The sequence below is a fragment of the Mesorhizobium sp. WSM4828 genome (genome assembly GCF_055811175.1).
The window spans coordinates 1-21611 of sequence record NZ_JBVVQK010000054.1 but is presented as its reverse complement, the minus strand read 5'-3'; the positions used below and the strand labels follow the sequence as shown (position 1 = coordinate 21611).

At 59.7% G+C, this 21611-nt stretch carries 15 protein-coding genes and 2 pseudogenes; 15 read left to right on the top strand and 2 right to left on the bottom strand.

The window, feature by feature from the left end; genetic code table 11:
- Positions 1–294, top strand: a 294-nt coding sequence (locus AC0L2X_RS31015; RefSeq protein WP_473601024.1) for an aminotransferase class I/II-fold pyridoxal phosphate-dependent enzyme, incomplete at its 5' end; no start/stop codon positions are given.
- Between the two features lie 116 nt (positions 295–410).
- Here AC0L2X_RS31015 and AC0L2X_RS31010 read toward each other — a convergent pair.
- A complete protein-coding gene (locus AC0L2X_RS31010) occupies positions 411–743 on the bottom strand; it encodes a M24 family metallopeptidase (RefSeq protein ID WP_473601027.1) in 333 nt (110 codons plus the stop codon).
- 755 nt (positions 744–1498) lie between these two features.
- On the opposite strand from AC0L2X_RS31010, the gene AC0L2X_RS31005 reads away from it, so the two are divergent.
- The 14 genes and pseudogenes from AC0L2X_RS31005 (at position 1499) to AC0L2X_RS30940 (ending at position 20260) form a co-directional block, all read left to right on the top strand.
- Positions 1499–1951 (top strand): Lrp/AsnC family transcriptional regulator, encoded by a 453-nt coding sequence (locus tag AC0L2X_RS31005; protein WP_473601023.1) that lies wholly within the window; start codon positions 1499–1501, stop codon positions 1949–1951.
- A gap of 296 nt (positions 1952–2247) precedes the next feature.
- Positions 2248–3912, top strand: a complete 1665-nt coding sequence (locus AC0L2X_RS31000) for an ABC transporter substrate-binding protein (protein ID WP_473601022.1) — start codon at positions 2248–2250, stop codon at positions 3910–3912.
- A 65-nt stretch (positions 3913–3977) separates the two neighbouring features.
- Entirely contained in the window at positions 3978–4931 is a 954-nt protein-coding gene (locus AC0L2X_RS30995) for an ABC transporter permease (RefSeq protein WP_473601026.1), read from the top strand.
- The gene (locus AC0L2X_RS30990; RefSeq protein WP_473601021.1) at positions 4928–5818 is read left to right on the top strand and encodes an ABC transporter permease; all 891 of its coding nucleotides are present in this window, start codon (positions 4928–4930) and stop codon (positions 5816–5818) included. The genes AC0L2X_RS30995 and AC0L2X_RS30990 overlap by 4 nt, the downstream gene beginning before the upstream one ends.
- Positions 5811–7871: a dipeptide ABC transporter ATP-binding protein gene (locus AC0L2X_RS30985; RefSeq protein WP_473601020.1), complete on the top strand. Its 2061-nt coding sequence runs from the start codon at positions 5811–5813 to the stop codon at positions 7869–7871. The genes AC0L2X_RS30990 and AC0L2X_RS30985 overlap by 8 nt, the downstream gene beginning before the upstream one ends.
- 176 nt (positions 7872–8047) lie before the next feature.
- Positions 8048–8394: pseudogene (locus tag AC0L2X_RS30980) on the top strand (IS6 family transposase); the annotation flags it as partial.
- 597 nt (positions 8395–8991) lie between these two features.
- Positions 8992–10242 (top strand): sarcosine oxidase subunit beta family protein, encoded by a 1251-nt coding sequence (locus AC0L2X_RS30975; protein WP_473601019.1) that lies wholly within the window; start codon positions 8992–8994, stop codon positions 10240–10242.
- 7 nt (positions 10243–10249) lie between these two features.
- Positions 10250–10540: a sarcosine oxidase subunit delta gene (locus tag AC0L2X_RS30970; protein ID WP_473601025.1), complete on the top strand. Its 291-nt coding sequence runs from the start codon at positions 10250–10252 to the stop codon at positions 10538–10540.
- Complete coding sequence (locus AC0L2X_RS30965) at positions 10537–13470, top strand: sarcosine oxidase subunit alpha family protein (protein WP_473601018.1); 2934 nt, start codon at positions 10537–10539, stop codon at positions 13468–13470. The genes AC0L2X_RS30970 and AC0L2X_RS30965 overlap by 4 nt, the downstream gene beginning before the upstream one ends.
- On the top strand, positions 13463–14029 hold the full coding sequence (locus tag AC0L2X_RS30960; protein ID WP_473601017.1) for a sarcosine oxidase subunit gamma: 567 nt from the start codon (positions 13463–13465) through the stop codon (positions 14027–14029). The genes AC0L2X_RS30965 and AC0L2X_RS30960 overlap by 8 nt, the downstream gene beginning before the upstream one ends.
- A gap of 557 nt (positions 14030–14586) precedes the next feature.
- Entirely contained in the window at positions 14587–16251 is a 1665-nt protein-coding gene (locus AC0L2X_RS30955) for an ABC transporter substrate-binding protein (RefSeq protein WP_473601016.1), read from the top strand.
- Positions 16252–17078: 827 nt separating this feature from the next.
- Positions 17079–17654: a hypothetical protein gene (locus tag AC0L2X_RS30950; RefSeq protein WP_473601015.1), complete on the top strand. Its 576-nt coding sequence runs from the start codon at positions 17079–17081 to the stop codon at positions 17652–17654.
- Between the two features lie 922 nt (positions 17655–18576).
- Positions 18577–20010, top strand: a complete 1434-nt coding sequence (locus AC0L2X_RS30945; protein ID WP_473601014.1) for an amidase — start codon at positions 18577–18579, stop codon at positions 20008–20010.
- A gap of 22 nt (positions 20011–20032) precedes the next feature.
- Positions 20033–20260 carry a hypothetical protein gene (locus tag AC0L2X_RS30940; RefSeq protein WP_473601013.1) on the top strand — a complete coding sequence of 76 codons (228 nt, stop codon included), beginning with the start codon at positions 20033–20035 and terminating at the stop codon, positions 20258–20260.
- 619 nt (positions 20261–20879) lie between these two features.
- Here AC0L2X_RS30940 and AC0L2X_RS30935 read toward each other — a convergent pair.
- Positions 20880–21089, bottom strand: a pseudogene (locus tag AC0L2X_RS30935) (IS110 family transposase); the annotation flags it as partial.
- Positions 21090–21611: the final 522 nt, after the last annotated feature.

Below are 21611 nucleotides of genomic sequence, written 5' to 3'. Positions count from 1 at the left end.
CGCCTATATGCCAACGCAGCGCGGTTTCGCTCCGAGATGGGCAGGCTCGGCTTTACACTGGCCGGCGCCGACCATCCAATCATCCCGGTGATGCTGGGCGACGCGACGCTGGCGCAGGAGATGGCGGCGCGGATGCTGAGGCGCGGTATCTATGTCATCGGCTTCTCGTTCCCGGTGGTGCCGAAGGGCCAGGCGCGCATCCGCACGCAGATGTCGGCCGCCCATTCCAGCGCCGACATCGATCGTGCGGTTGAGGCGTTCGCGGAGGTAGCAAGGGAACTTTCGATTGTATGACCTGTGGTCTCCAGCTACCTCGCCGCCAAACAGAGCCTCAGGCGAAAGCCTGAAATACCATCAGCGTATCTGCGCTAGCTGGTAGGGCGCCCCAACTATTGTCTTGCTTCACTGGATCACGACTGTTGCCTCGGAGGACGATTTACCGGGCTCGTGCTCCAAGGCTCAATGCAGAGGACCATCCCCGGCTCGAATTGATGGCGGGTGGATCCGCAACCAGGTCCATGCCCCACGCGCCTATTGCTATTGCGATACGCCCCCGAAGCGAGTGCATTGGCCACACATTTAAATACAAATCCGGCTGTAATCTCGACTGCCGCCGCTCGAAGCCCAATCTCGTGCTTTCCCTTGAGCATACTGTAGGTCATCGGTAGCGCTGTCAATTTTGTTGTTGCGATCGTAGGGCAGTAATACCCATCAAAAGTGGTACTCGTGTCAATAAAGAGCAGGTCGCCCGTGACAACGCCCGCCAGGGGTGGCTATCCAGGCGACGGGCAATTTTCCAGGTATCGAAAGCCGCGAGGTGCGCCTGCCGTCGATGCCAGGTTGCAAGCGGCGTGGGGCGATTCCTTGCTCGAGCAGCATTTCCTCAACTTCACGATCCAATTTGAAGCGTGGTAAAGCCAGATCGCGTGAGCAACGATCTGCGGCGGAAAACCGATGACGTTTGATATCTGAGCTCTGCATCGCCCAAGTTACGTTCAATCCGACACGCGAGCAGCCGCAAGCCCGCGAATGTGACAACACCCGGAGACACCTCCGACAATAACGAGGCCGTGCCATGTCTCCCATCAGGGCAGCTAACTTACTCAAGCAGCCGGCCCTACGCCGTGAGTGCACGCCTGTTGCTGCGAACTCCACCGGTGTGGTTTGTATCGACGTAAGCTCAAGCCAACGGGAGCCGGGGGATGAACCATGCAGCGGCCGCACCTTTCGGTGCGCCGACCCGATCATCTCCGCACATTCGCGGCGGGCGGCGCTACTCGATGCGGGATGGTCCTAAATCGCTTGGCTAATCTCCGAAAGACGTGTTGCGCTGCGTTTGAGCTTTGCGGCCGCACTTTGGCGGACTATGGGCAGCGGCGAATTCCTGCGATTGGCCGGGCCTTATGATTTAAGTATTTCATTTTTTCACGCAAGGAGCAATGATTATAGCAGCATTTCGGGCGATTGTTGAAGGGTGCAATCATAGCAGACATTGTCCATGGATGACCTAGATCGAAGGATTCTTACGGCTCTACAAAAGAACAACCGGCTCTCTTTTGCCGAATTGGCGGAACTGGCCGGTTCTTCAGCCGCGTCATGTATGCGTCGAGTCAACAAGCTGCGTGCGGATGGTGTGATCCTTGCGGACATCTCGTTGGTGGATCCGAAGGCATTTGGTAAATTGCTCACTGTTGTCGTCACGGTAGAGCTCGACCGTGAGCGTCTTGACCTTGTGGATGAGTTCAAGCGTGCAATGCGCGCGGCCAAAGAGGTGACCCAGTGCTACATGGTCACGGGCGACGCCGACTTCGTGCTGCTGGTCTCCGTTGAGGACGTCGCGGCCTTTGACGTCTTCGTCAAGACAAAGCTTTATACCAACCCGAATGTTCGAAAATTCCGGAGCATGATTTCGCTTGATCGTGTCAAGTTCGAGCCACGCGTTGCGGTGTAGCATGGGCGAGTTGCGCTGAAGTCATCAGTCCAGGCCACTTTTTGAAGCCGCCATTGCGCGTTCAGCGTCAGATTGAGCTTTTTCCCTTAATCAACTGTGCGATTCTTGCAGAAGGATAATTCTCGCCAATCCATTGGCCTGTCTCCCAAAATGTGACTGAAAGGTCCAAGGGCTGACTTTTGGCGATCCTCAGCAAAGGCGGTTGAAGGCGGGACAAGGAGAACTCCAGGGATTTTCGTCAACTGGAAGTGCATTTTTCAGCCATAAGCCATAAGAAACAGGGGAAGGGTTAACTCATGAGCAAGAACTATCGCATTCTCGACCTCATCCGGCGTAATCGCTCGCCGCTCGAAAACCACCTCATTGACGGTCTCGTCGATAGCCGGGTCAGCCGGCGCGACTTCATTAGCCACGGCAGCCTGCTCGGCCTGTCGCTGCCGCTTCTGGGGGGCATCACCACGGCAGCCGGTCTCGGCGGCATGCCGTCGCTCGCCCGCGCCCAGGGCGCTTCCGGCGCCACCATCCGCGTTGCCTGCAGCGTGCCGGCAGCAGCCGTCGACCCGATCACCATCGCAGACGCCGGCGGCATCCTGCTCATTCAGCAGGTGGGCGAGTTCCTCTGCACCGATGGCCCCGACCTCGTGCTGCAGCCCGCGCTGGCCGAAAGCTGGAAGCCAAATGACAAAGGCACTGTATGGGCCTTCAAGCTGCGCAAGGGGGTGAAATTTCACTCGGGCGGCGAAATGAAGGCCGACGACGTGGTGGCCACCATCGATCGGCTGGCCGATCCAGTCGGCTCGTCCAATGCGCTGTCCGTCTTCAAGGGCGTCCTGCAGAAGGGCGCGACCAGGAAAGTCGACGACTACACCGTCGAGTTCCACCTCGATGCGCCGAACGGCAATTTCCCCTACATGGTGTCGTCGGACAATTACAACGCCATCATTCTGCCTGCCAGCTACAAGGGCGACTACGAGAAGAGCTTCGACGGCACCGGCCCGTTCAAGCTGGAAAACTACACGCCCAAGGTCGGCGCTTCTTTCGTGCGCAACAAGGACTACTGGGGGCCGAAGGCGTTGCCTGATCGCACGGAGTTCACTTTCTTCGACGACATCCAGCCGCAGATCCTGGCGCTGCAGGGCGGCCAGGTAGACGTTATCAACCAGCTGTCGGGTCTGACCGGCATTGGCCTGCTCAACGATCCGAATGTGGACATCATCAGCCTGAAGTCGACGACGAATCGGCAAGTGCACATGCGCTGTGATTCCGATTCGTTCAAGGACCCGCGCGTACGCCGCGCGATTGCGCTCTCAATCGATCGCGACAAGCTGGTTGCCGGCCTAATGAAAGGGCGGGCATCGCTAGGCAACGACAGCCCGTTCGCGCCGGTGTACCCGTCAACCGACAAGAGCGTTCCACAGCGCAAGCAGGATATCGCGCAGGCCAAGCAGCTGATGGAAGCCGCCGGCGTCGGCAAGGGTTTCAAGGTGCCGCTGACCACCATGCGCTATGGGGGAATCCCTACATACGCCCAGCTCATCCAGAACTGGGTCAAGGAAATCGGCGTCGAACTTGACCTCAACATCCTCGATGAAGGTGTCTATTACGGGGACGCGGTGTTCGGCAAATCGCCCTGGCTGGATTCGGTTATGGGCATCACTGGCTACGGCCACCGCGGCGTGCCGAACGTGTTCCTTACAGCGCCCTTGAAGAGCGAGGGCACCTGGAACGCGGCGCATTTCAAGAACAAGGACTACGACGCGCTGGTAGGCAGCTACGTCGCGGCGCTTGACCTTGAGGCGCAGAAGGCCACCGCCGGCAAGATCCAGAAGCTGCTGCTCGAGGAAACGCCTATCATCTTCAGCTATTTCTCCGATTACCTGACGGCGACGGCGAAGGGCGTGACCGGCGTGCAGCCGAGCCCCATGGGGCAACTGTTTCTAAAAGAGTCATCGAAGGCCTAGGCAAAAGCGAAACCACCCTCTAACAGCCAGCCCCACGTGGGGCTGGCTCAAAAGGAGTCATAGCCATTCTCTCCTTCTTTGCCCAGCGTGTGTCGCTGTCTCTCGTCACGCTTTTCCTGCTGAGCGTCATGGTGTTTCTCGGCGGTCAGGTGCTGCCCGGCAATGTCGGGCGCGCGATCCTGGGGCCGTTCGCCGACCAGCGCGCGGTCGACGCGCTCAATCACACGCTCGGCGTCGATCGCCCGCTGCTCACCCAATATGCGACCTGGATCTGGAATTTCGTCCGGGGCGACATGGGCACGTCCTACATCTTCCGCTCACCGGTGGCGCCGTTCGTCATCGATGCTTTGGGCAATTCGATGAAGCTGGCTGCCGTCGCCTTTGTGCTGGTGGTGCCGATCGGCATCCTCGGCGGCGTCATTGCGGCGCTCAACCTCAACCGGCCGCTCGACCGCATCATCAGCCTTGGCGGCCTCTCGGTGACGGTGTTGCCGGAGTTCGTCACGGGCATCATCCTGATCCTCATCTTCGGCGTCTGGCTGCACTGGCTGCCGATCTCGGCGGCATGGCCGAAGGATGCCGGCGTCTTCACCCAGCTCTATTACCTGATCCTACCTTCGCTGCCGCTGTTCCTAGTGCTGTTCGGCTATATTGCCCGCATGGCGCGCTCCGGCATGATCGAGGCGCTCGATTCCGACTATACGCGGACGGCGGTGCTGAAGGGCCTGCCCTGGCGCACGGTGATCTGGCGCCATGTGCTGCGCAATGCGCTGCTGCCGACCATCACGGTCATCGCGACGCAGACCGGCTATCTCATCGGCGGCCTTGTGGTGATCGAGACGCTGTTCCGCTACCAGGGCATCGGCTCGCTGATCTTCACCGCCGCGCGCGGCAAGGATTTTCCGATGTTGGAATCGGGCATTCTCACCATCGGCATCGTCTATGCCGTGGCGACGTTGATCGCCGACTTCCTCTATTCCGTGCTCAATCCGCGCATCCGCCTGGGAGCAGAGCAATGAGCGCAACCGACACCCCCGTCGGCATGCCGCGGCCCTCCACACCCGACACCGCAGCGCGCAGCCCCTGGGGCGAGGTGCTGCATTCGCTGGCGAGGTCCGGAACCTTCGTGACCGGGCTTTTCATCCTGCTGTTCTGGGTCGGCTGTGCACTGTTCGGCCAGCACCTCGTGCCCTACGATCCACTGGCAAGCGACATCATTAACGCGCTTACGCCGCCGGCGGCCGATCACTGGTTCGGCACCGACCAGCTCGGCCGCGACGTGTTCTCGCGCGTCATCGTCGGCTCGCGCGATATCCTGACCGTGGCGCCGCTGGCAACCATCCTGGCGACCATCGCCGGTACCGCGCTCGGCCTCGTCATCGGCTATTTCCGCGGCATTGTCGACGATGTCATCAGCCGCGTGCTGGAAGCCTTCATGGCCATACCGGTGGTGATCATCGCGCTGCTCGCCATCGTCGCGCTCGGCACCTCGAAGGTGACCGTCATCGTCGTCATCGGCTTGAGCTTCGCGCCGATCATCGCCCGCACTGTGCGCTCGGCGGTGCTTGCCGAACGTGAGCTCGACTATGTCGCGGCGGCAAAGCTGCGCCACGAAGGCGCGCTGCACTCGATGTTCGTCGAGATCCTGCCCAACGTCATCCCGCCGATCCTGGTCGAGACGACGGTGCGGCTAGGCTATGCCATCTTCGCCGTCGCGACGCTCTCCTTCATGGGCTTCGGCATCCAGCCGCCCTCGCCCGACTGGGGTCTCTCGATCTCCTCCAATTATGGCATGATCGGCGGCGGCTTCTGGTGGACGGTGCTGTTCGATGCTCTGGCCATCGCCTCGCTAGTGATCGGTGTCAACCTAGTGGCCGACGGTGTGCACGGAGCGTTCAATGACTGAGCCCAGGCAAGCCGCCAACGCGCTCGAACTGAAGGATCTTTCGGTCGCCTATCGCGTCGGCCGCCGCAACCGCGCGGTGCTGCGCAACGTCAACCTGTCCATCAAGGCGGGCGAAGCCTACGGACTGGTCGGCGAATCCGGCTGCGGCAAGTCGACCGTGGCTTTGTCGGTGGTGCGCTACCTGCCGCGCAACGGCTCGATCACCGGCGGCTCGATCGCGCTCGACGGCAAGGATGTCATGAAGCTCGACGGCGAGGCTCTGCGTCGTGCCCGCGCCGACAGCGTGTCGATGGTCTACCAGGATCCGGGGAAGGCGCTGAACCCGTCGATCCCCATCGGCCGGCAACTGACCGAGATCTTCGAGCTTGCCGGCGTCAGCGGGCAAGCTGCGGCCGACAAGGCGATCTCCATCCTCAACCGGGTGCGCATCTCCGATCCGCCAAGCGTTATGCAGCGCTATCCGCACCAGCTTTCGGGCGGCATGCAGCAGCGCGTCGCGATCGCCATGGCGCTTGCCAACGACCCCTCGATGCTGATCCTCGATGAGCCGACCACCGGCCTCGATGCGACCGTGGAAGCCGAGGTGCTCGACCTGATCGGCCAATTGCGGCGCGAACTTTCGGCGTCGATCCTGTTCATCAGCCACAACCTCGCCGTCGTCTCCAACATGTGTGACCGCGTCGGCGTGCTCTATGCCGGCATGCTGGTCGAGGAAGGCTCGACCAAGGACGTCTTCAATGATCCACGCCACCCTTACACCGTGGCGCTGCTGCGCTGCCTGCCGCGCGGCGGCCAGCGCAAGGACTTGGGCCGTCTCGACACCATTCCGGGCTTCCTGCCCGGCATCGGCGCCAATATCGTCGGCTGTGCGTTCGCCGATCGCTGTGCGCTGGCGACCGAACGCTGCCGTAGGGAACCGCCGCCGCTCTACGATCTGGGAGACGGCCGGCTGTCGCGCTGCCACTATCACGACAAGGCGCAGTCACTGCCGCGCGCAACACCCGCCGAGGTTTCGGCGCCCGTGCCCAAGCAGGCGCCGCCGGTGCTGCAGGTCGAGGGTCTGAACAAGACCTATGGCAGCTATGGTCACCCGCTGCGCGCGGTCAAGGACGTCTCGGTCAGCCTGAGCCCCGGCGAGACGCTCGGGCTGGTCGGCGAATCCGGCAGCGGCAAGACGACCTTCGCCAGGCTCCTGCTTGGCCTCGTCTCGCCGGATGACGGCGGCTCAATCGAGCTGGAAGGCAAGAAGCTCGCGCCAAGACTCGCCAACCGTACCGAGGACCAGGTCAAGGCGGTGCAGATCGTCTTCCAGAATCCGGACTCGGCGCTCAACCGCTCGCATTCGATCCGGCATATCCTGAGCCGCGCCTTGAAGCGGCTCGGCGGGCTCAGCGGCAAGACGCTGGATATGCGGCTGGAAGAACTCGTCCGCTCGGTGCGGCTCACGGACCGGCATCTGGCGGTCAAGCCGCGTCAGCTCTCCGGTGGCCTGAAGCAGCGTGTCGCGATCGCGCGCGCCTTTGCCGGCGACCCGCGCATCGTGGTCTGCGACGAGCCGACCTCGGCGCTCGACGTGTCGGTGCAGGCGGCGATCCTTAACCTTCTGGCCGACCTGCAGACGAAGCAGGATGTCAGCTACATCTTCATCTCGCACGACCTTGGCGTGGTGCGCTATCTCTCCGACAAGATCGCCGTGCTCTATCTTGGCCGCATCATGGAGATCGGGCCATCGGAGCAAGTCTTTTCCGGGCCGCATCACCCTTACACCGAAGCGCTGCTCTCGGCCGTGCCCAAGCTCGACGAGACGGAGACCGCACGCATTCGTCTCGATGGCGAAATCCCCAGCGCTGCCAACCCGCCATCAGGCTGTGTGTTCCACACGCGCTGCCCGCGCAAGATCGGCCCGATCTGCGAACAGCAGGAGCCGCCGCTGGCCGAGGCGCAGCCCGGTCATTCTGTCCGATGCCATATCCCCTATGTGGACCTGGCAAAATTGCAGAAGGCGGTGGCGACCGAACCAGCAGAACGGGTATCGCTATGGAGCGTCGCGTAGCCCCAGTAGGTACGACCAGGCTTCGAACGCGCCGTCTGTGATTTCCGCCTAGTTAATCCGGGCTGTCATGGTCGGCAAGTCGCCTGATATGACATCGAAAGAGCAGCCAAGAGGCTGTTGCCATGTTAATCGACGTGCGGTGGCTTGCGGGTCGGATTGAACGCAAGTTTTGGGCGATGCAGACATCAGATAACAGTTTCAACCGTCATCGGTTCCGCCGCAGATCGTTGCTCAGGCGGTCTGGCTTTGCCTACTTTTCAAGCCGAGTAGACGTGAAGTTGAGGAAGTGCCGCTCGAGCATGGGATAGACGTGTTTCCGCCGTTGGATGGCCACGTTTGGCTCCCAGATCTCATGCAATCTGCGGTGGCGGCAGGCGAGCCCGCCGATGTTTGGTACCTGGACGAAGTCGTTGTAAAGTGGCTGGCAGGCTCTGGCGCGCGACGGATCAGCAGGGCATAGTTCCCAAGGAAATCTTGCAGAAGCGACGCATTGATGAAGCGCTATGGTTTTGTTCCGAAACGCGAGTTAAGTTCATAACGCCCCTCCAGACGCAACACCAAGGCCGCCAGGGGGGCCTGCAGACGCGACTTCGAAGAAGCAGGGCCTGACCGCATGATCACCGACAGATTGCGCTCCTACTGAGCGGCCTAACGCGAGGTCACGCCGAACGCGGAACACCGTAAAGGCTTGGGAACGGGACAGGGTTTTCCGGTCGGCCGGCGCTTTGCAGTATTTCGTATCGATCTTCCGCCGTCCGAAACCTTCTTCGTCCCCTCGCAGACCAACCGCTCCCCAGCACAAATTCTAATACAGCGACGCCGAGGAATGGCCGCGCGGGCACGCCTACCTGAAAAGCGCGGTGTCGGACTCACGCGGTCACAACAACGTGACAGCGCCCGTTTTGAGGGCACGGCTCGGATCATCGGTGGCAAGATCAAATCGCGCTCCGCGTAGCGTAACCCTCATTCGACGCCCTTTTTTGACGCTTTTCAGCCAGATTCTCAGATTTTTTGTATCTCCTGCCACGTTTGCGCAATGTTACACCGCATTCGATATCTCCGAGTTGCTCGTCTGGAATGAGCGAATTGTGGTTTTGATGCGGCATCGAGGGTTCCGTGTATGAGATTTTCGGGCTTCCGAGTTCTTTCTGAAGCGCTCAAAGGTCATTCTGGATGGAAGCCTCTATGGCGCAATCCCGATCCACAGCCTTTCTATGACTATGTCATTGTTGGGGGTGGCGGGCACGGCCTCGCGACGGCTTACTACCTGGCCAAGACATTCCGGCAATCCCGTATCGCCGTATTAGAGAAGGGTTGGCTAGGTTCCGGGAATGTTGGCCGAAACACGACAATCATCCGTTCGAATTACCTGCTTCCCGGTAACGGGCCCTTCTACGAATTTTCACTGAAGCTCTGGGAGGGGTTGGAGCAGGAACTGAATTTTAATTCGATGGTCTCCCAGCGCGGCGTTATTTACCTCTTTCACTCGGATTGGGAGCGAGACAATTATCGGCGCCGCGCCAATTCGATGGCGCTGTTCGGAGCCGACGCCCGCTTTTTGAGTCGGGAGAAACTGCGGGCAATGGTGCCTTTCCTAAACTACGACAACGCGCGCTTCCCGATCCAGGGCGGGTTCATGCAGCCACGCGCGGGGACAGCACGACATGACGCTGTCGCATGGGGATATGCTCGTGGCGCCGATCTACACGGTGTGGACCTAATTCAGAATTGCGAGGTCACAGGTTTCCGAATTATTGACGGCAAAGTCCGTGGTGTGGAGACGTCGCGCGGCTATATAGGTGCTTCTAAAGTCGGAGTGGCAGTGGCGGGTTCCTCTAGCCGCGTGATGGCGATGGCGGGGATGCGACTTCCGATCGAGAGCCACGTTTTGCAGGCGTTCGTCACGGAAGGTCTAAAACCCATCATTCCCGGCGTGATCATGTTCGGTGCTGGGAACTTCTTCATAAGCCAATCCGATAAAGGGGGCTTGGTATTTTGTGGCCACATCGACGGCTATAACTCCTACGCGCAGCGCGGGAATTTGCCCATGGTGGAGGAGGTCTGCGAGGGCGCCATGGCCGTCATGCCGATGATAGGGCGCGTGCGGCTCCTGCGGCAATGGGGCGGCATTATGGACATGTCAATGGACGGCTCGCCAATCATCGACCGCACGAGCATTGAAGGCCTTTATTTCAACGGGGGATGGTGCGTAGGGGGCTTCAAGGCGACGCCCGCCAGTGGCTACGCCTTCGCCCATCTACTTGCGACCGATACTCCTCATGAGACCGCGCGCGCTTACCGACTCGATCGATTCGCAAGAGGACTTTTAATCGATGAGAGCGGCGCTGGTGCGCAGCCACATCTACAGTGAGGCCAACATGCTCATTCCCCATCCAATTCTGGGTTTGCGCGATGCACGAGAATTTACCTATCTCGGCGACGCCCAACTTATCGACCGTCCAGACCCATCTACATCAGGCGCGGAGTCTGCCTTTTGCGACTATGTATATTTGCGTGACAATCCGGCGGGCGCGCACCGCGAATTGTGGTTCCATGAGCAGGGCGACCGCTCCTGTCTGGTAGTTACGCGCAATACGCTCACACACGAGGTTATCCGCGCGGAGTTGGCGCGCGATATCGCTCTTGCGCGAAAGAGGAGCGGACTATGACGCGGCTTTCGGGCGGACTGATTGACCGTTCACAAACACTGAATTTCAATTTTGACGGCAAACGCTATCAGGGCCATCCTGGCGACACGCTCGCCTCGGCGCTACTAGCCAACGGCGTCCGCCTAGTGGGGCGCAGCTTCAAATATCATCGCCCTCGCGGGGTGCTTTCCGCAGGATCGGAGGAGCCCAATGCTTTAGTCGAGCTCCGCACGGGCGCGCGGCAGGAGCCGAACACCCGCGCGACAACGGTCGAGCTGTTCGAGGGACTTGAGGCGCGAAGCCAGAATCGCTGGCCATCGGTTGCCTTTGACGCAATGGCTATCAATGACCTGTTGGCGTCGCTTTTCACAGCTGGGTTCTACTACAAGACCTTCATGTGGCCGAAAACCTTCTGGGAAAAAGTTTACGAGCCAGCCATCCGCAGGGCCGCGGGACTCGGCACCATCTCAATGCAGGCCGATCCCGATACCTACGACAAAGGCTTTCTGCATTGCGACTTGCTGGTGATTGGCGGAGGGCCGGCCGGACTTGCGGCAGCGTTGACGGCTGCTCGCACGGGCGCTCGTGTGATCCTGGCGGAGGAGGATTTCCGTCTTGGCGGACGCCTTTTGTGCGAGACGGCAGCACTGGGCGAGGTCCCGGTCGCCGATTGGATCTCAGCACTAGAGTCGGAATTCGAGAGCCTGCCGCGCCTTCGGGTGATGAGCCGTACCACAGTTTTCGGCGTCTATGACCACGGCATCTATGGGGCGGTGGAGAGAGTTTCGGATCATCTTGCGCAGCCAGGAGGCCGCGTCCGCCAGACACTTTGGCGCATCACTGCGAAACACGCCGTATTGGCTGCGGGCGCGATAGAACGACCCATCGCATTTGCGAACAATGATCGTCCTGGCATCATGTTGGCCGCCGCTATGCGAGCATACGCGAATCGCTGGGCGGCGTGCCCCTCCGAAAAGGTCGCTGTCTTCACGAACAACGAGGATGGCCACCGTACCGCTCGCGATCTCGCAGCCAAAGGTGTCCAGATCGCCGCCGTAATCGACGTGCGCCCCGAAGCGAAGGCTCATGGTGATTACCGTTTGATCGCCGGCGGCGTTGTGACTGGCTCGCGCGGCCGACTTGGCTTGACGTCCATTGAGGTTCTGGCAAACGGCAGATTCGAATGGATCCATTGCGGCGCCCTTGGGGTCGCTGGCGGCTGGAATCCGAACGTGCATCTGGCTTCACAACATGGCGCTAAGCCGACCTGGAATGAGCAGTTGCTGGCGTTCCTGCCTAGCGAGAACGGGCCTTCTGGCTTGCTTGTCGCGGGCGCCGCTGCGGGCCGCTTTTCGACCGCGGCAGCGATGCGTTCGGGCACGGAAGCGGCGAAATGTGCATTGCAGGACATCGGGATAACAGCAAGATCGCCTAGTCTGCCCAGTCCGGAGGACGACGCATATACCATTGCGCCGGTGTTTCATGTACTGGGCAGAAAACGTTCATGGGTCGATTTCCAGAACGACGTGACGGTGAAGGACATCAATCTCGCGCATGTTGAGAACATGCGCTCGGTAGAGCATCTGAAACGCTATACTACCTTGGGCATGGCGACTGATCAGGGCAAGACCGCTAATGTGATCGGGCTCGCGGTGATGGCGGAGCTCACTGGGAAAACAATCCCGGAAACCGGAACTACGGTCTTTCGCCCGCCCTATTCTCCCGTGGCGCTGGCGGTCTTGGGCGGGGGCGAAATAGGGCCGCACTTCCGCCCACCCCGTTTGACGCCGACCCACCACTGGGCCGAAGCCCATGGTGCGGTATTTGATGAGTCCAGCCCATGGCGGCGAGCCAACTATTTTCGCCTTGAGGGGGAAACGCACTGGCGTATGAGCGTAGATCGCGAAGTCAGAGCTGTGCGTAGCTCAGTAGGCCTATGTGACGTGTCGACGCTCGGTAAGATCGACGTGCAGGGCAGCGATGCGGAGAAGTTTCTTGATCGTCTGTACAGTAACATGATGTCCACGCTGAAGGTTGGCCGTGTTCGCTATGGGCTGATGCTGCGCGAGGACGGCTTTGCATATGACGATGGTACGTGCGCGCGGCTCGCCGAGGACCACTATGTGGTCACCACAACGACGGCCAATGCGGGGCTGGTCAACCGCAATATGGATTTCGCCCGGCAATGCCTCTGGCCCGAGTTTGACGTACAGCTCATCTCCACGACCGAGGCTTGGGCGCAGATAGCTGTTGCGGGGCCGAGTTCGCGTGCGCTGCTCGCGCGCATCATCGACGAATTCGACCTGTCGAATGAGGCGTTCCCGTTTATGGCCTGCGCAGAGCTAACGATTTGCGGTGGTCTACGTGCACGGCTCTTCCGCGTCTCCTTCGTGGGCGAACTTGGCTACGAGATTGCGGTTCCCGCCCGGTACGGGGATGCGCTAATAAAACGGTTGATGGAGATAGGTGCTGATCTGGGAGTGACGCCTTTCGGAGTAGACGCGCTATCTGTTCTAGGAACTGAAAAGGGCCACATCGGTGGAGCCCAGCTTAACGGCCAAACCACCGCCGAAATGCTCGGGCTCGGCAAAATGGTGTCACAAAAGAAGGACTCAATTGGCGCGGTCATGTCTCGGCGCGGGGGGCTGGCGGGGGATACGCGCCGACTGGTGGGTCTCCAGCCTGTCGAGCCTGGGGGGAAGATCATTGTTGGATCACATCTCTTCTCCGAGGGGGCAGCATTTCACCTCGACAGCGATCAGGGCTGGATCACATCGGCCTGCTATTCGCCCCATGTCGGGTCCATGATCGGGCTAGCTTTTCTGAAGAACGGCATTGAACGGCTGGGCGATGTGGTTGTGGCTTCGAACCCGGTTGAAGGAGAAAGTGCACGCGTGCGCGTCGTATCGGTGCCTTTCGTTGATGCTGAAGGAGAACGTCTGCGTGGCTAAGCTGAAACCGCTCATGGCGCTGGGCGCCGAAAAGGTTCGTTGCGCAACGTTTGCAACCTTGGAAATTCGTGAGAATGAGAATCTGGCGCTCGCCTCTCTAGCGCTACGCAGGGAACCCGTTGTGCCTCAGCCGTTCGGTTTGAATTTGCCGCGGCCGGGATGCTGGGTAGCAGGTCAAGGGGTGGCTGCTTTCTGGACCGGACCGGACCAGTGGATAATTGAGGCCCAAGGCCGCTCTGAAGTGGACTTCGCTGCAATTTTGAAGGAGCAGACCCCCGGCTGCTCGGTGACCGAGCAGACTGGTGGCTGGGTGGCGATCGAGATCATGTCCGTGGCTGGCGCGGGGCCTATCGAGACATTGCTGGAGAAGCTGATCAACATTGATTTCGCTGACCTCGGCCCGGGCCGCGCGACACGTACAGTGCTTGAGCAAATGACATGCTTCGTTATCCGTCGCGGTGAATTCCACGTGGCGATTTTCGGTGCGCGTTCGCTTTCTGCTTCGCTCTGGCACGCATTGGAAATAGCAGCGAAGCGGTTGGAGGCGAAGGCGGCTTGAGCGGCCGGCCATGGTGGATGCGGGTATGGATTAGCTTAAACCAACTTGCGCCATGCTGACGACGAAGCAGAACTATGGCAAACAGGCCATTCGGTCACGACCTCAAGAGATGTCAGTCATACGACGACAAGATCTCAGATTACCAAGGACGACGCCGAACGTGCTGCTCGTCTCCGTTGATACGTCGAGGCCTTTGAGTTGCCAAGACAAAGCTCGATAAACCCAATCCCCGCAATTCCAAGATGATCGCGTCAAGGTCGAGCTACGCGTTGCGGTGTAGAGTTGGGCGGGTTGCGCGGAAGTCATCACTCAGGGCCGCTTTTGAACCTGCCATTGCGCGTGCAGCATCAGATTGAATTCTTTCGCGCAGTCAACCGTGCGATCTAGTGGATGCAGTTGAGCTTGCGTCATGACCGTCGTTGTCCGACCGTTCCACACGGAAAGCAAACGTGGTTTGACGAAGCTGGCAAAAGCGGTCGAAGGGCGACACAAGCAGAGCTTCACGGAATTTCGTCATCGGAAATACATGCATAAGAAACAGGGGAAGGGGTTAACTCATGAGCAAGAACTATCGCATTCTCGACCTCATCCGGCGTAATCGCTCGCCGCTCGAAAACCACCTCATTGACGGTCTCGTCGATAGCCGGGTCAGCCGGCGCGACTTCATTAGCCACGGCAGCCTGCTCGGCCTGTCGCTGCCGCTTCTGGGGGGCATCACCACGGCAGCCGGTCTCGGCGGCATGCCGTCGCTCGCCCGCGCCCAGGGCGCTTCCGGCGCCACCATCCGCGTTGCCTGCAGCGTGCCGGCAGCAGCCGTCGACCCGATCACCATCGCAGACGCCGGCGGCATCCTGCTCATTCAGCAGGTGGGCGAGTTCCTCTGCACCGATGGCCCCGACCTCGTGCTGCAGCCCGCGCTGGCCGAAAGCTGGAAGCCAAATGACAAAGGCACTGTATGGGCCTTCAAGCTGCGCAAGGGGGTGAAATTTCACTCGGGCGGCGAAATGAAGGCCGACGACGTGGTGGCCACCATCGATCGGCTGGCCGATCCAGTCGGCTCGTCCAATGCGCTGTCCGTCTTCAAGGGCGTCCTGCAGAAGGGCGCGACCAGGAAAGTCGACGACTACACCGTCGAGTTCCACCTCGATGCGCCGAACGGCAATTTCCCCTACATGGTGTCGTCGGACAATTACAACGCCATCATTCTGCCTGCCAGCTACAAGGGCGACTACGAGAAGAGCTTCGACGGCACCGGCCCGTTCAAGCTGGAAAACTACACGCCCAAGGTCGGCGCTTCTTTCGTGCGCAACAAGGACTACTGGGGGCCGAAGGCGTTGCCTGATCGCACGGAGTTCACTTTCTTCGACGACATCCAGCCGCAGATCCTGGCGCTGCAGGGCGGCCAGGTAGACGTTATCAACCAGCTGTCGGGTCTGACCGGCATTGGCCTGCTCAACGATCCGAATGTGGACATCATCAGCCTGAAGTCGACGACGAATCGGCAAGTGCACATGCGCTGTGATTCCGATTCGTTCAAGGACCCGCGCGTACGCCGCGCGATTGCGCTCTCAATCGATCGCGACAAGCTGGTTGCCGGCCTAATGAAAGGGCGGGCATCGCTAGGCAACGACAGCCCGTTCGCGCCGGTGTACCCGTCAACCGACAAGAGCGTTCCACAGCGCAAGCAGGATATCGCGCAGGCCAAGCAGCTGATGGAAGCCGCCGGCGTCGGCAAGGGTTTCAAGGTGCCGCTGACCACCATGCGCTATGGGGGAATCCCTACATACGCCCAGCTCATCCAGAACTGGGTCAAGGAAATCGGCGTCGAACTTGACCTCAACATCCTCGATGAAGGTGTCTATTACGGGGACGCGGTGTTCGGCAAATCGCCCTGGCTGGATTCGGTTATGGGCATCACTGGCTACGGCCACCGCGGCGTGCCGAACGTGTTCCTTACAGCGCCCTTGAAGAGCGAGGGCACCTGGAACGCGGCGCATTTCAAGAACAAGGACTACGACGCGCTGGTAGGCAGCTACGTCGCGGCGCTTGACCTTGAGGCGCAGAAGGCCATCGCCGGCAAGATCCAGAAGCTGCTGCTCGAGGAAACGCCTATCATCTTCGGCTTTTTCTCCGATTACCTGACGGCGACGGCGAAGGGCGTGACCGGCGTGCAGCCGACCGCCGCGGGGCAGCTGTTCCTCGAAAAGGCATCGAAAGTCTAAGCGAAAAAAGCCATCCTCTAATGGCCAGCCCAACATGAGGCTGGCCCCATAAGGAGCCACATCCATTCTCTCCTTCTTTGGCCGGCGTCTCTCGCTATCGCTCGTCAGACGGTTCCTTCTCAGCATCATGGTGTTCCTGGGTTGACCAGGTGCTGCCCTGCAATGTCGGGCGGCCCAAGTTGGGGCCGGTTGCCGACCAGCGCGCGGTCGACTGAATCACTCGCTGGGCGTCGGCCGGCGGTGCTTGTGCAGTACGGAAGCTGGATCTGGAACTTCCTGCATGGCGACATGGCCCCTCCTGTGTCTTCCGCACGCCCGTCGCCCGCTGTTGGGGCCGCTCGGCCATGCTATATGGCTGATTGGTTTTGCCGACCCCGGGCGGGCCCAAAAAAACCGTTCGGGTCCAGAACTTCACTGCCTCAGACTGAGGGATGTGCGGCTTTCGATTACCCGTATCGTCGGCGGGCTCACTTGTCCGGTATGAATCTGCCGTGGTTCTGTCCGTAACGCCGAATCACGGAGGAGTCACGGATGCGAGAAAAGAGCAGCAGCAGCGAATCCATTCAGTAGATAAATTCGGTCGTGTCCTGCAGGAATAGGATCAGACCTTCGGTCACTGCAACGCGCACCGCAGTCGCGGCGAAATGGCCGGCGAGAACCCTCAGCGGACGTTACTTAGAAAACGTTGCTGCTGATCTCGATTTGCGTGAAATTGGCATCAAGCAGCACGCTGCAGGATAAGGCCACCACGCTGAAAAATGACGTTGGTGAATCTTTCGCGTCCTTGGGGTCGCGGAGGTTAATAGCGCGATGAGCGTGGGATCGCAATGTCGAGCAAGCTGTGGCAGTCCCAGAGAATGGAGGGCTTCGATTTCGCGCCGGTGAGGGTGACGGCCAGCTGGAATGCATCAGCCGCTTCTTTGACAACCCGCGTGGGACTGAACATAGCCGCTCGCGTCAAGCTGCACATCCATCCCACGCGCGTGCCGATCGAGTTGAAGGAGAGCTACCGCTGCCTGCGTGCATGTGTAACCGGGAGAGCGAGATCTCTATCGCACCGCGCAGGAACCTTGGTACTAGCTTTCTCGTGCGGTGCAGACGAACAGGCTGGCCGTGCGGCCTGCCGATGCTGTCCCACGTTTCTCCTCATAACGTCTTTGCCAACTTGCCGCGGCTCTCTGGGCGGCACGTTATCGCATTACCGTCGATCAGGACGAGACGACCTGGCTGAAGGTGAAGTTCGCCGCCATCAGAACATTGCCGCCGGTAGGCAACAGCAGCGCTACAGTCCGCAGATTCTGACTTACATCCACGCCCTCGAGGATAATCCTCCGCCCGGTCGCGAGCCGATCAACTGGAAGCTGGTGACCAACCTGCCGGTCGAAGACCTCTCCGTGGCGTAATAGGATCGGCTGGTACGCGCTGGAAGACGGAGGTGTTCCACAAGGTCAGGAAGTTCGGCTGCCGTGCCGAGGAGGGAGGCCGCGAGACCGTAGAGAGGTTGGCGACGCTCCTCGCTCTCATCGCGACGTCCCGAGGCAACCGCGATGGGTCTCGACAGCATCCGCGCACAGCCGCCGTGAAAAAGACGCCTTGCCGCCACCTGTCCGCCACTTAGCGCCAAACAAACCCAGAGGCGTCATGAACACGGCGGGGCGCTCGCTGGCTGGCGCGCCGGCGGCGATCACTCGTAGTGGAATTCGCGGAGAGCCGATGACCAGTGCGACCCCGATACCTTGCGGTTGAAGCGATTGATCCGCCGCTGCAGACGGTGGATGCGAAATGCGGACCACATCCTGCTGGTTGAGTTTTCAGGACCGACGCTGCCGCTGCCGATCTGAGCGACGGGTACGTGTTAGCGCTTGCGCTCCCATCCGTCTGCAACAATGGCCTAGCCCAATGTCACCCAATCCTTCCCGAGCTTTTAGAGGATACCGCAAGTAAACCGACACCTTTGTCTCGACCTGAAGTTCGAATTGCTCAGACATGTCGTTGGCGCGAAATTCTGCCTCGGGGTTTTCCGCTCTTCGGATACCTTTATCACCCTGAAGTTGCCTTTCTCGCGCTGCCCCTGGTCGGGTCCACACGACCGTGATGGAAAGAACATTGCCCACCTACCGATGCCGGGCCCCACAGCATCCCACTTTTTTACTCGACTGGAAGAGGCCATAGATGATAGGCGGCCACATTGCAAACTCCAACGCCTCGTGCGGCTGGAGTTTCAAAAACACTCGCATTTTGGCGCAAAGCTACGTCGCCCATACTTCATAGTTCGTGGACGACATCGACCCCTAGGTTACAACGCAACGGGGGTAGGGAGACAAAATGTCAACGAATCCATCGGGGCTGATTGCAGATCTTACTGCGCATGACTGTCTTGTTCTGTATAAGAGACGGGATTTGTCCCCCGTAGAAATGATAGATGACTGCTTACGGCGCATCGAAAAAGTCAATATAGATTTTAACGCATTTTGCTTTGTTGATTTTGAGAAGGCGAAAGCTCAAGCGCGACTTTCGGAGACCCGGTGGATGCGAGGTGAGCCGATCGGATTGCTTGACGGAGTGCCGGTAACTGTAAAGGATGTCATACTTAGTCGCGGAATGCCCACACGCTGGGGATCGAGGACGTCCAGCGGGGAAGGGCCGTGGAATGTTGACGCCCCGGCCGTTGCGCGTCTGCGAGAAGCTGGAGCTGTCTTTCTGGGAAAGACCAACACTCCGGAATTTGGCTTCCTGGGGGCTACACACAGTTCGCTTAATGGAATAACTCGTAACCCTTGGGATCCCAGCCTTACACCGGGCGGTTCGTCCGGTGGAGCGGCGGTTGCCGCGGCATTAAATCTCGGTTGCCTGCATCTCGGAACCGACGGCGGCGGATCGATACGGATACCCGCAAGTTTCACAGGCGTCTTCGGCCTTAAACCGACTTTCGGGTACGTCCCTCAGTGGCCGGCAAGCGTATTTACTACGCTTTCGCATATCGGACCGATGACCCGTACAGCGGCAGACGCGGCTCTTTTGATGGGGGTCATCGCCCAAAAGGATGTGAGGGATGGATATGCTGGTCCAGAGTATCCCCACGGTGACGTCCCGCTTGCATCGACACTGAAAGGGCTCAGAGTAGCGTATAGTCGAGACCTCGGGTACGCGTATAGCCGAGACTTCGGGTGCGCAAATGTCTCGGAAGACATTCTGAATGTTGTTGATGCCGGAGCCCAGAAGATCGCGTCCCTCGGCGCAGAGGTAATCGAGGTGAATCCGGATCTTCACGATGCTGGGAAACCGTTCAGCGCGTTTTGGCGTGCGGGTGCTGCTCGCCTCCTTAGTCGGTTGAATGATGAGCAACGCAGCCTGCTTGAGGCAGGCACCTTGGATTTGTGTGAAGAAGGAACATCGCTTACCCTTTCCGAATATCTTGATGCTCAAGAGGCTCGCGTCGAACTTATTGCCAGAATGGCGGCGTTTCACGAAAAGTTCGACCTGCTGATTACGCCGACGATGCCGGTCGCACCTTTCCCGGTCGGGCTCGATCGGCCGGCCGACGTAAAGGATTGGAATCCATTCTGCCCTGCCTTCAATCTCACGCAGCAACCCGCAGCGTCTTTGCCCTGTGGGTTAGACAGCAACGGCCTTCCGGTCGGCCTCCAGTTGGTTGGTGCTCGCTACAAGGACATGACCGTCCTGTCCGCAGCGCTCGTTCTTGAGAGTGCATTCGGGCGCCTCGTCCCCCCAATGACGAGCCCGAGCTTCAACGCATAGAGGTGCTGTCGAGAGGCGCAGATTGGCAGATGACGACGCAGCGGCACAGGTGCTTGTTTTGACCGGGCGGCAGGTGCAGAGTCTTTTGAATGCGCTTCAGGTCGACGTCCGACACAAAGCCCGCGCCCGGCGTTCGATCGATGAGATTCTCGACGGCGCTCGGGATTTCACTCTGTCGGTCGCACCCGAACATCATCTGGATTTGGACGGACGCTTGTGGTTGAGAATCTGGCCGAAGACTATGGTGTGACGGTGTGGCGCGAGACGCTGCGCAAATAGACGGCTAAGGCTGGAATCTGGCTACCGCGCAAGCACCGTCGGCATTCTAACAGCCGCGTTTGTGCCGCGAAGCCTACGCGAGCTGGTTCAGATTGACGGCAACGAGCATCGATGGTTCGAGGAGCAGGGCGCCCCATGCACCCTCTGCTCGCCTTCATCGACGGCACGACTGGCAAGCTTCAGCAACTTCGTTTATGAACTCGGAGAGATTCTCCTATTTCGAGGCGCTGGACTTATATACTATGACACACACGGGTGCCTGGGCTGCCAGAACTATGGCAAGTTGAACACGGCAGCGCCGGCACTGGCGCGCTTTCAATGCTCACATAAGGATTAGCGCGTCACGTTGTGGATTATTCCATTCCGATAGTCAGACTCCATATGGTCTGACCGGTAGTCAGACTCCATATGGTCTGAGCCTTTCGCATGAAGCGGCTCTCCTCTGCCGGTTCGCACTCACATACAGTCCCCGTACTTGCTGCTGCACCATCATACCGCTTGCGTTCTGGCAAAGGCTCAGGTGGACGGGACCATTTTAAAGCGCCGCATATGAAGCCGGACTTTTAGCCGGTTCGCCCACCTGGATCGGCCAGCCGCAGCTCCAGTCGGTCGAGTTCACGGCGGATCTGGGCGCTGAAATGCGGCTGCAGCAGTCGGCTATCTCCAGTTCGAAGGTCTTCCAGTTGTCTGTCGCAGTGGCTATAGCCTCCGTTGCCTTGCACGAATTTGATGCGGTTGACGTGCTCGACCTTCTCCGCAATCAGCGCCCTACGTTCTCGGCAAATCCGCCGCCTATCCTGGAACCCTCATGCCGGCGAGGTGCTGGATTGCGCCCCAAGAAGCCCACGGGCCACTATCCTGCGCTTCGACTTGCCAGCGACCTTAGGCGAGGCCCTCTTCATTGGGCCAATCCGCCGAAAAGGACCGAGGTCCGCGATCTCTGTCGCCGTCCTTTCCAAAACCAATTATCAGCGACGATGGAATCCTCTCGCTAATCACGCGAGGTACCCAGTAGCTTCTCGCGCGGACGATGAAGCACGGTTTTCAGTCAAGGCGTCCGAATACAGCTCTTTGCCGAATCCTCCATTTGACGGCGTTTTTTGATGCGTTGCAGCCAGAATCGAAAAATTTTTGGTCGATTTCCAACCCTAGCGAAATGTTAGCGTTGGACAACAAGCAACTCGACTATCAAGCCGAGTATACTGGCTTGTGCAAGCCTTAGCGGTCTAATCTAGGATAATCCTCCATGCCTGCATTTAGTCAAGAAGAATATCGCGCGCGCGTGACCCGGCTGCGCCGGCAGATGGCCGAGCGTGGCATCG

Bases quoted from the DNA above. Each gene is read 5' to 3' on its own strand.
- AC0L2X_RS30970 (WP_473601025.1), top strand. From the start codon at position 10,250: ATGCTCATTCCCCATCCAATTCTGGGTTTGCGCGATGCACGAGAATTT.
- AC0L2X_RS30955 (WP_473601016.1), top strand. From the start codon at position 14,587: ATGAGCAAGAACTATCGCATTCTCGACCTCATCCGGCGTAATCGCTCG.
- AC0L2X_RS30965 (WP_473601018.1), top strand. From the start codon at position 10,537: ATGACGCGGCTTTCGGGCGGACTGATTGACCGTTCACAAACACTGAAT.
- AC0L2X_RS31005 (WP_473601023.1), top strand. From the start codon at position 1,499: ATGGATGACCTAGATCGAAGGATTCTTACGGCTCTACAAAAGAACAAC.
- AC0L2X_RS30975 (WP_473601019.1), top strand. From the start codon at position 8,992: ATGAGATTTTCGGGCTTCCGAGTTCTTTCTGAAGCGCTCAAAGGTCAT.
- AC0L2X_RS30985 (WP_473601020.1), top strand. From the start codon at position 5,811: ATGACTGAGCCCAGGCAAGCCGCCAACGCGCTCGAACTGAAGGATCTT.
- AC0L2X_RS30945 (WP_473601014.1), top strand. From the start codon at position 18,577: ATGTCAACGAATCCATCGGGGCTGATTGCAGATCTTACTGCGCATGAC.
- AC0L2X_RS30990 (WP_473601021.1), top strand. From the start codon at position 4,928: ATGAGCGCAACCGACACCCCCGTCGGCATGCCGCGGCCCTCCACACCC.
- AC0L2X_RS30950 (WP_473601015.1), top strand. From the start codon at position 17,079: ATGTCGAGCAAGCTGTGGCAGTCCCAGAGAATGGAGGGCTTCGATTTC.
- AC0L2X_RS31000 (WP_473601022.1), top strand. From the start codon at position 2,248: ATGAGCAAGAACTATCGCATTCTCGACCTCATCCGGCGTAATCGCTCG.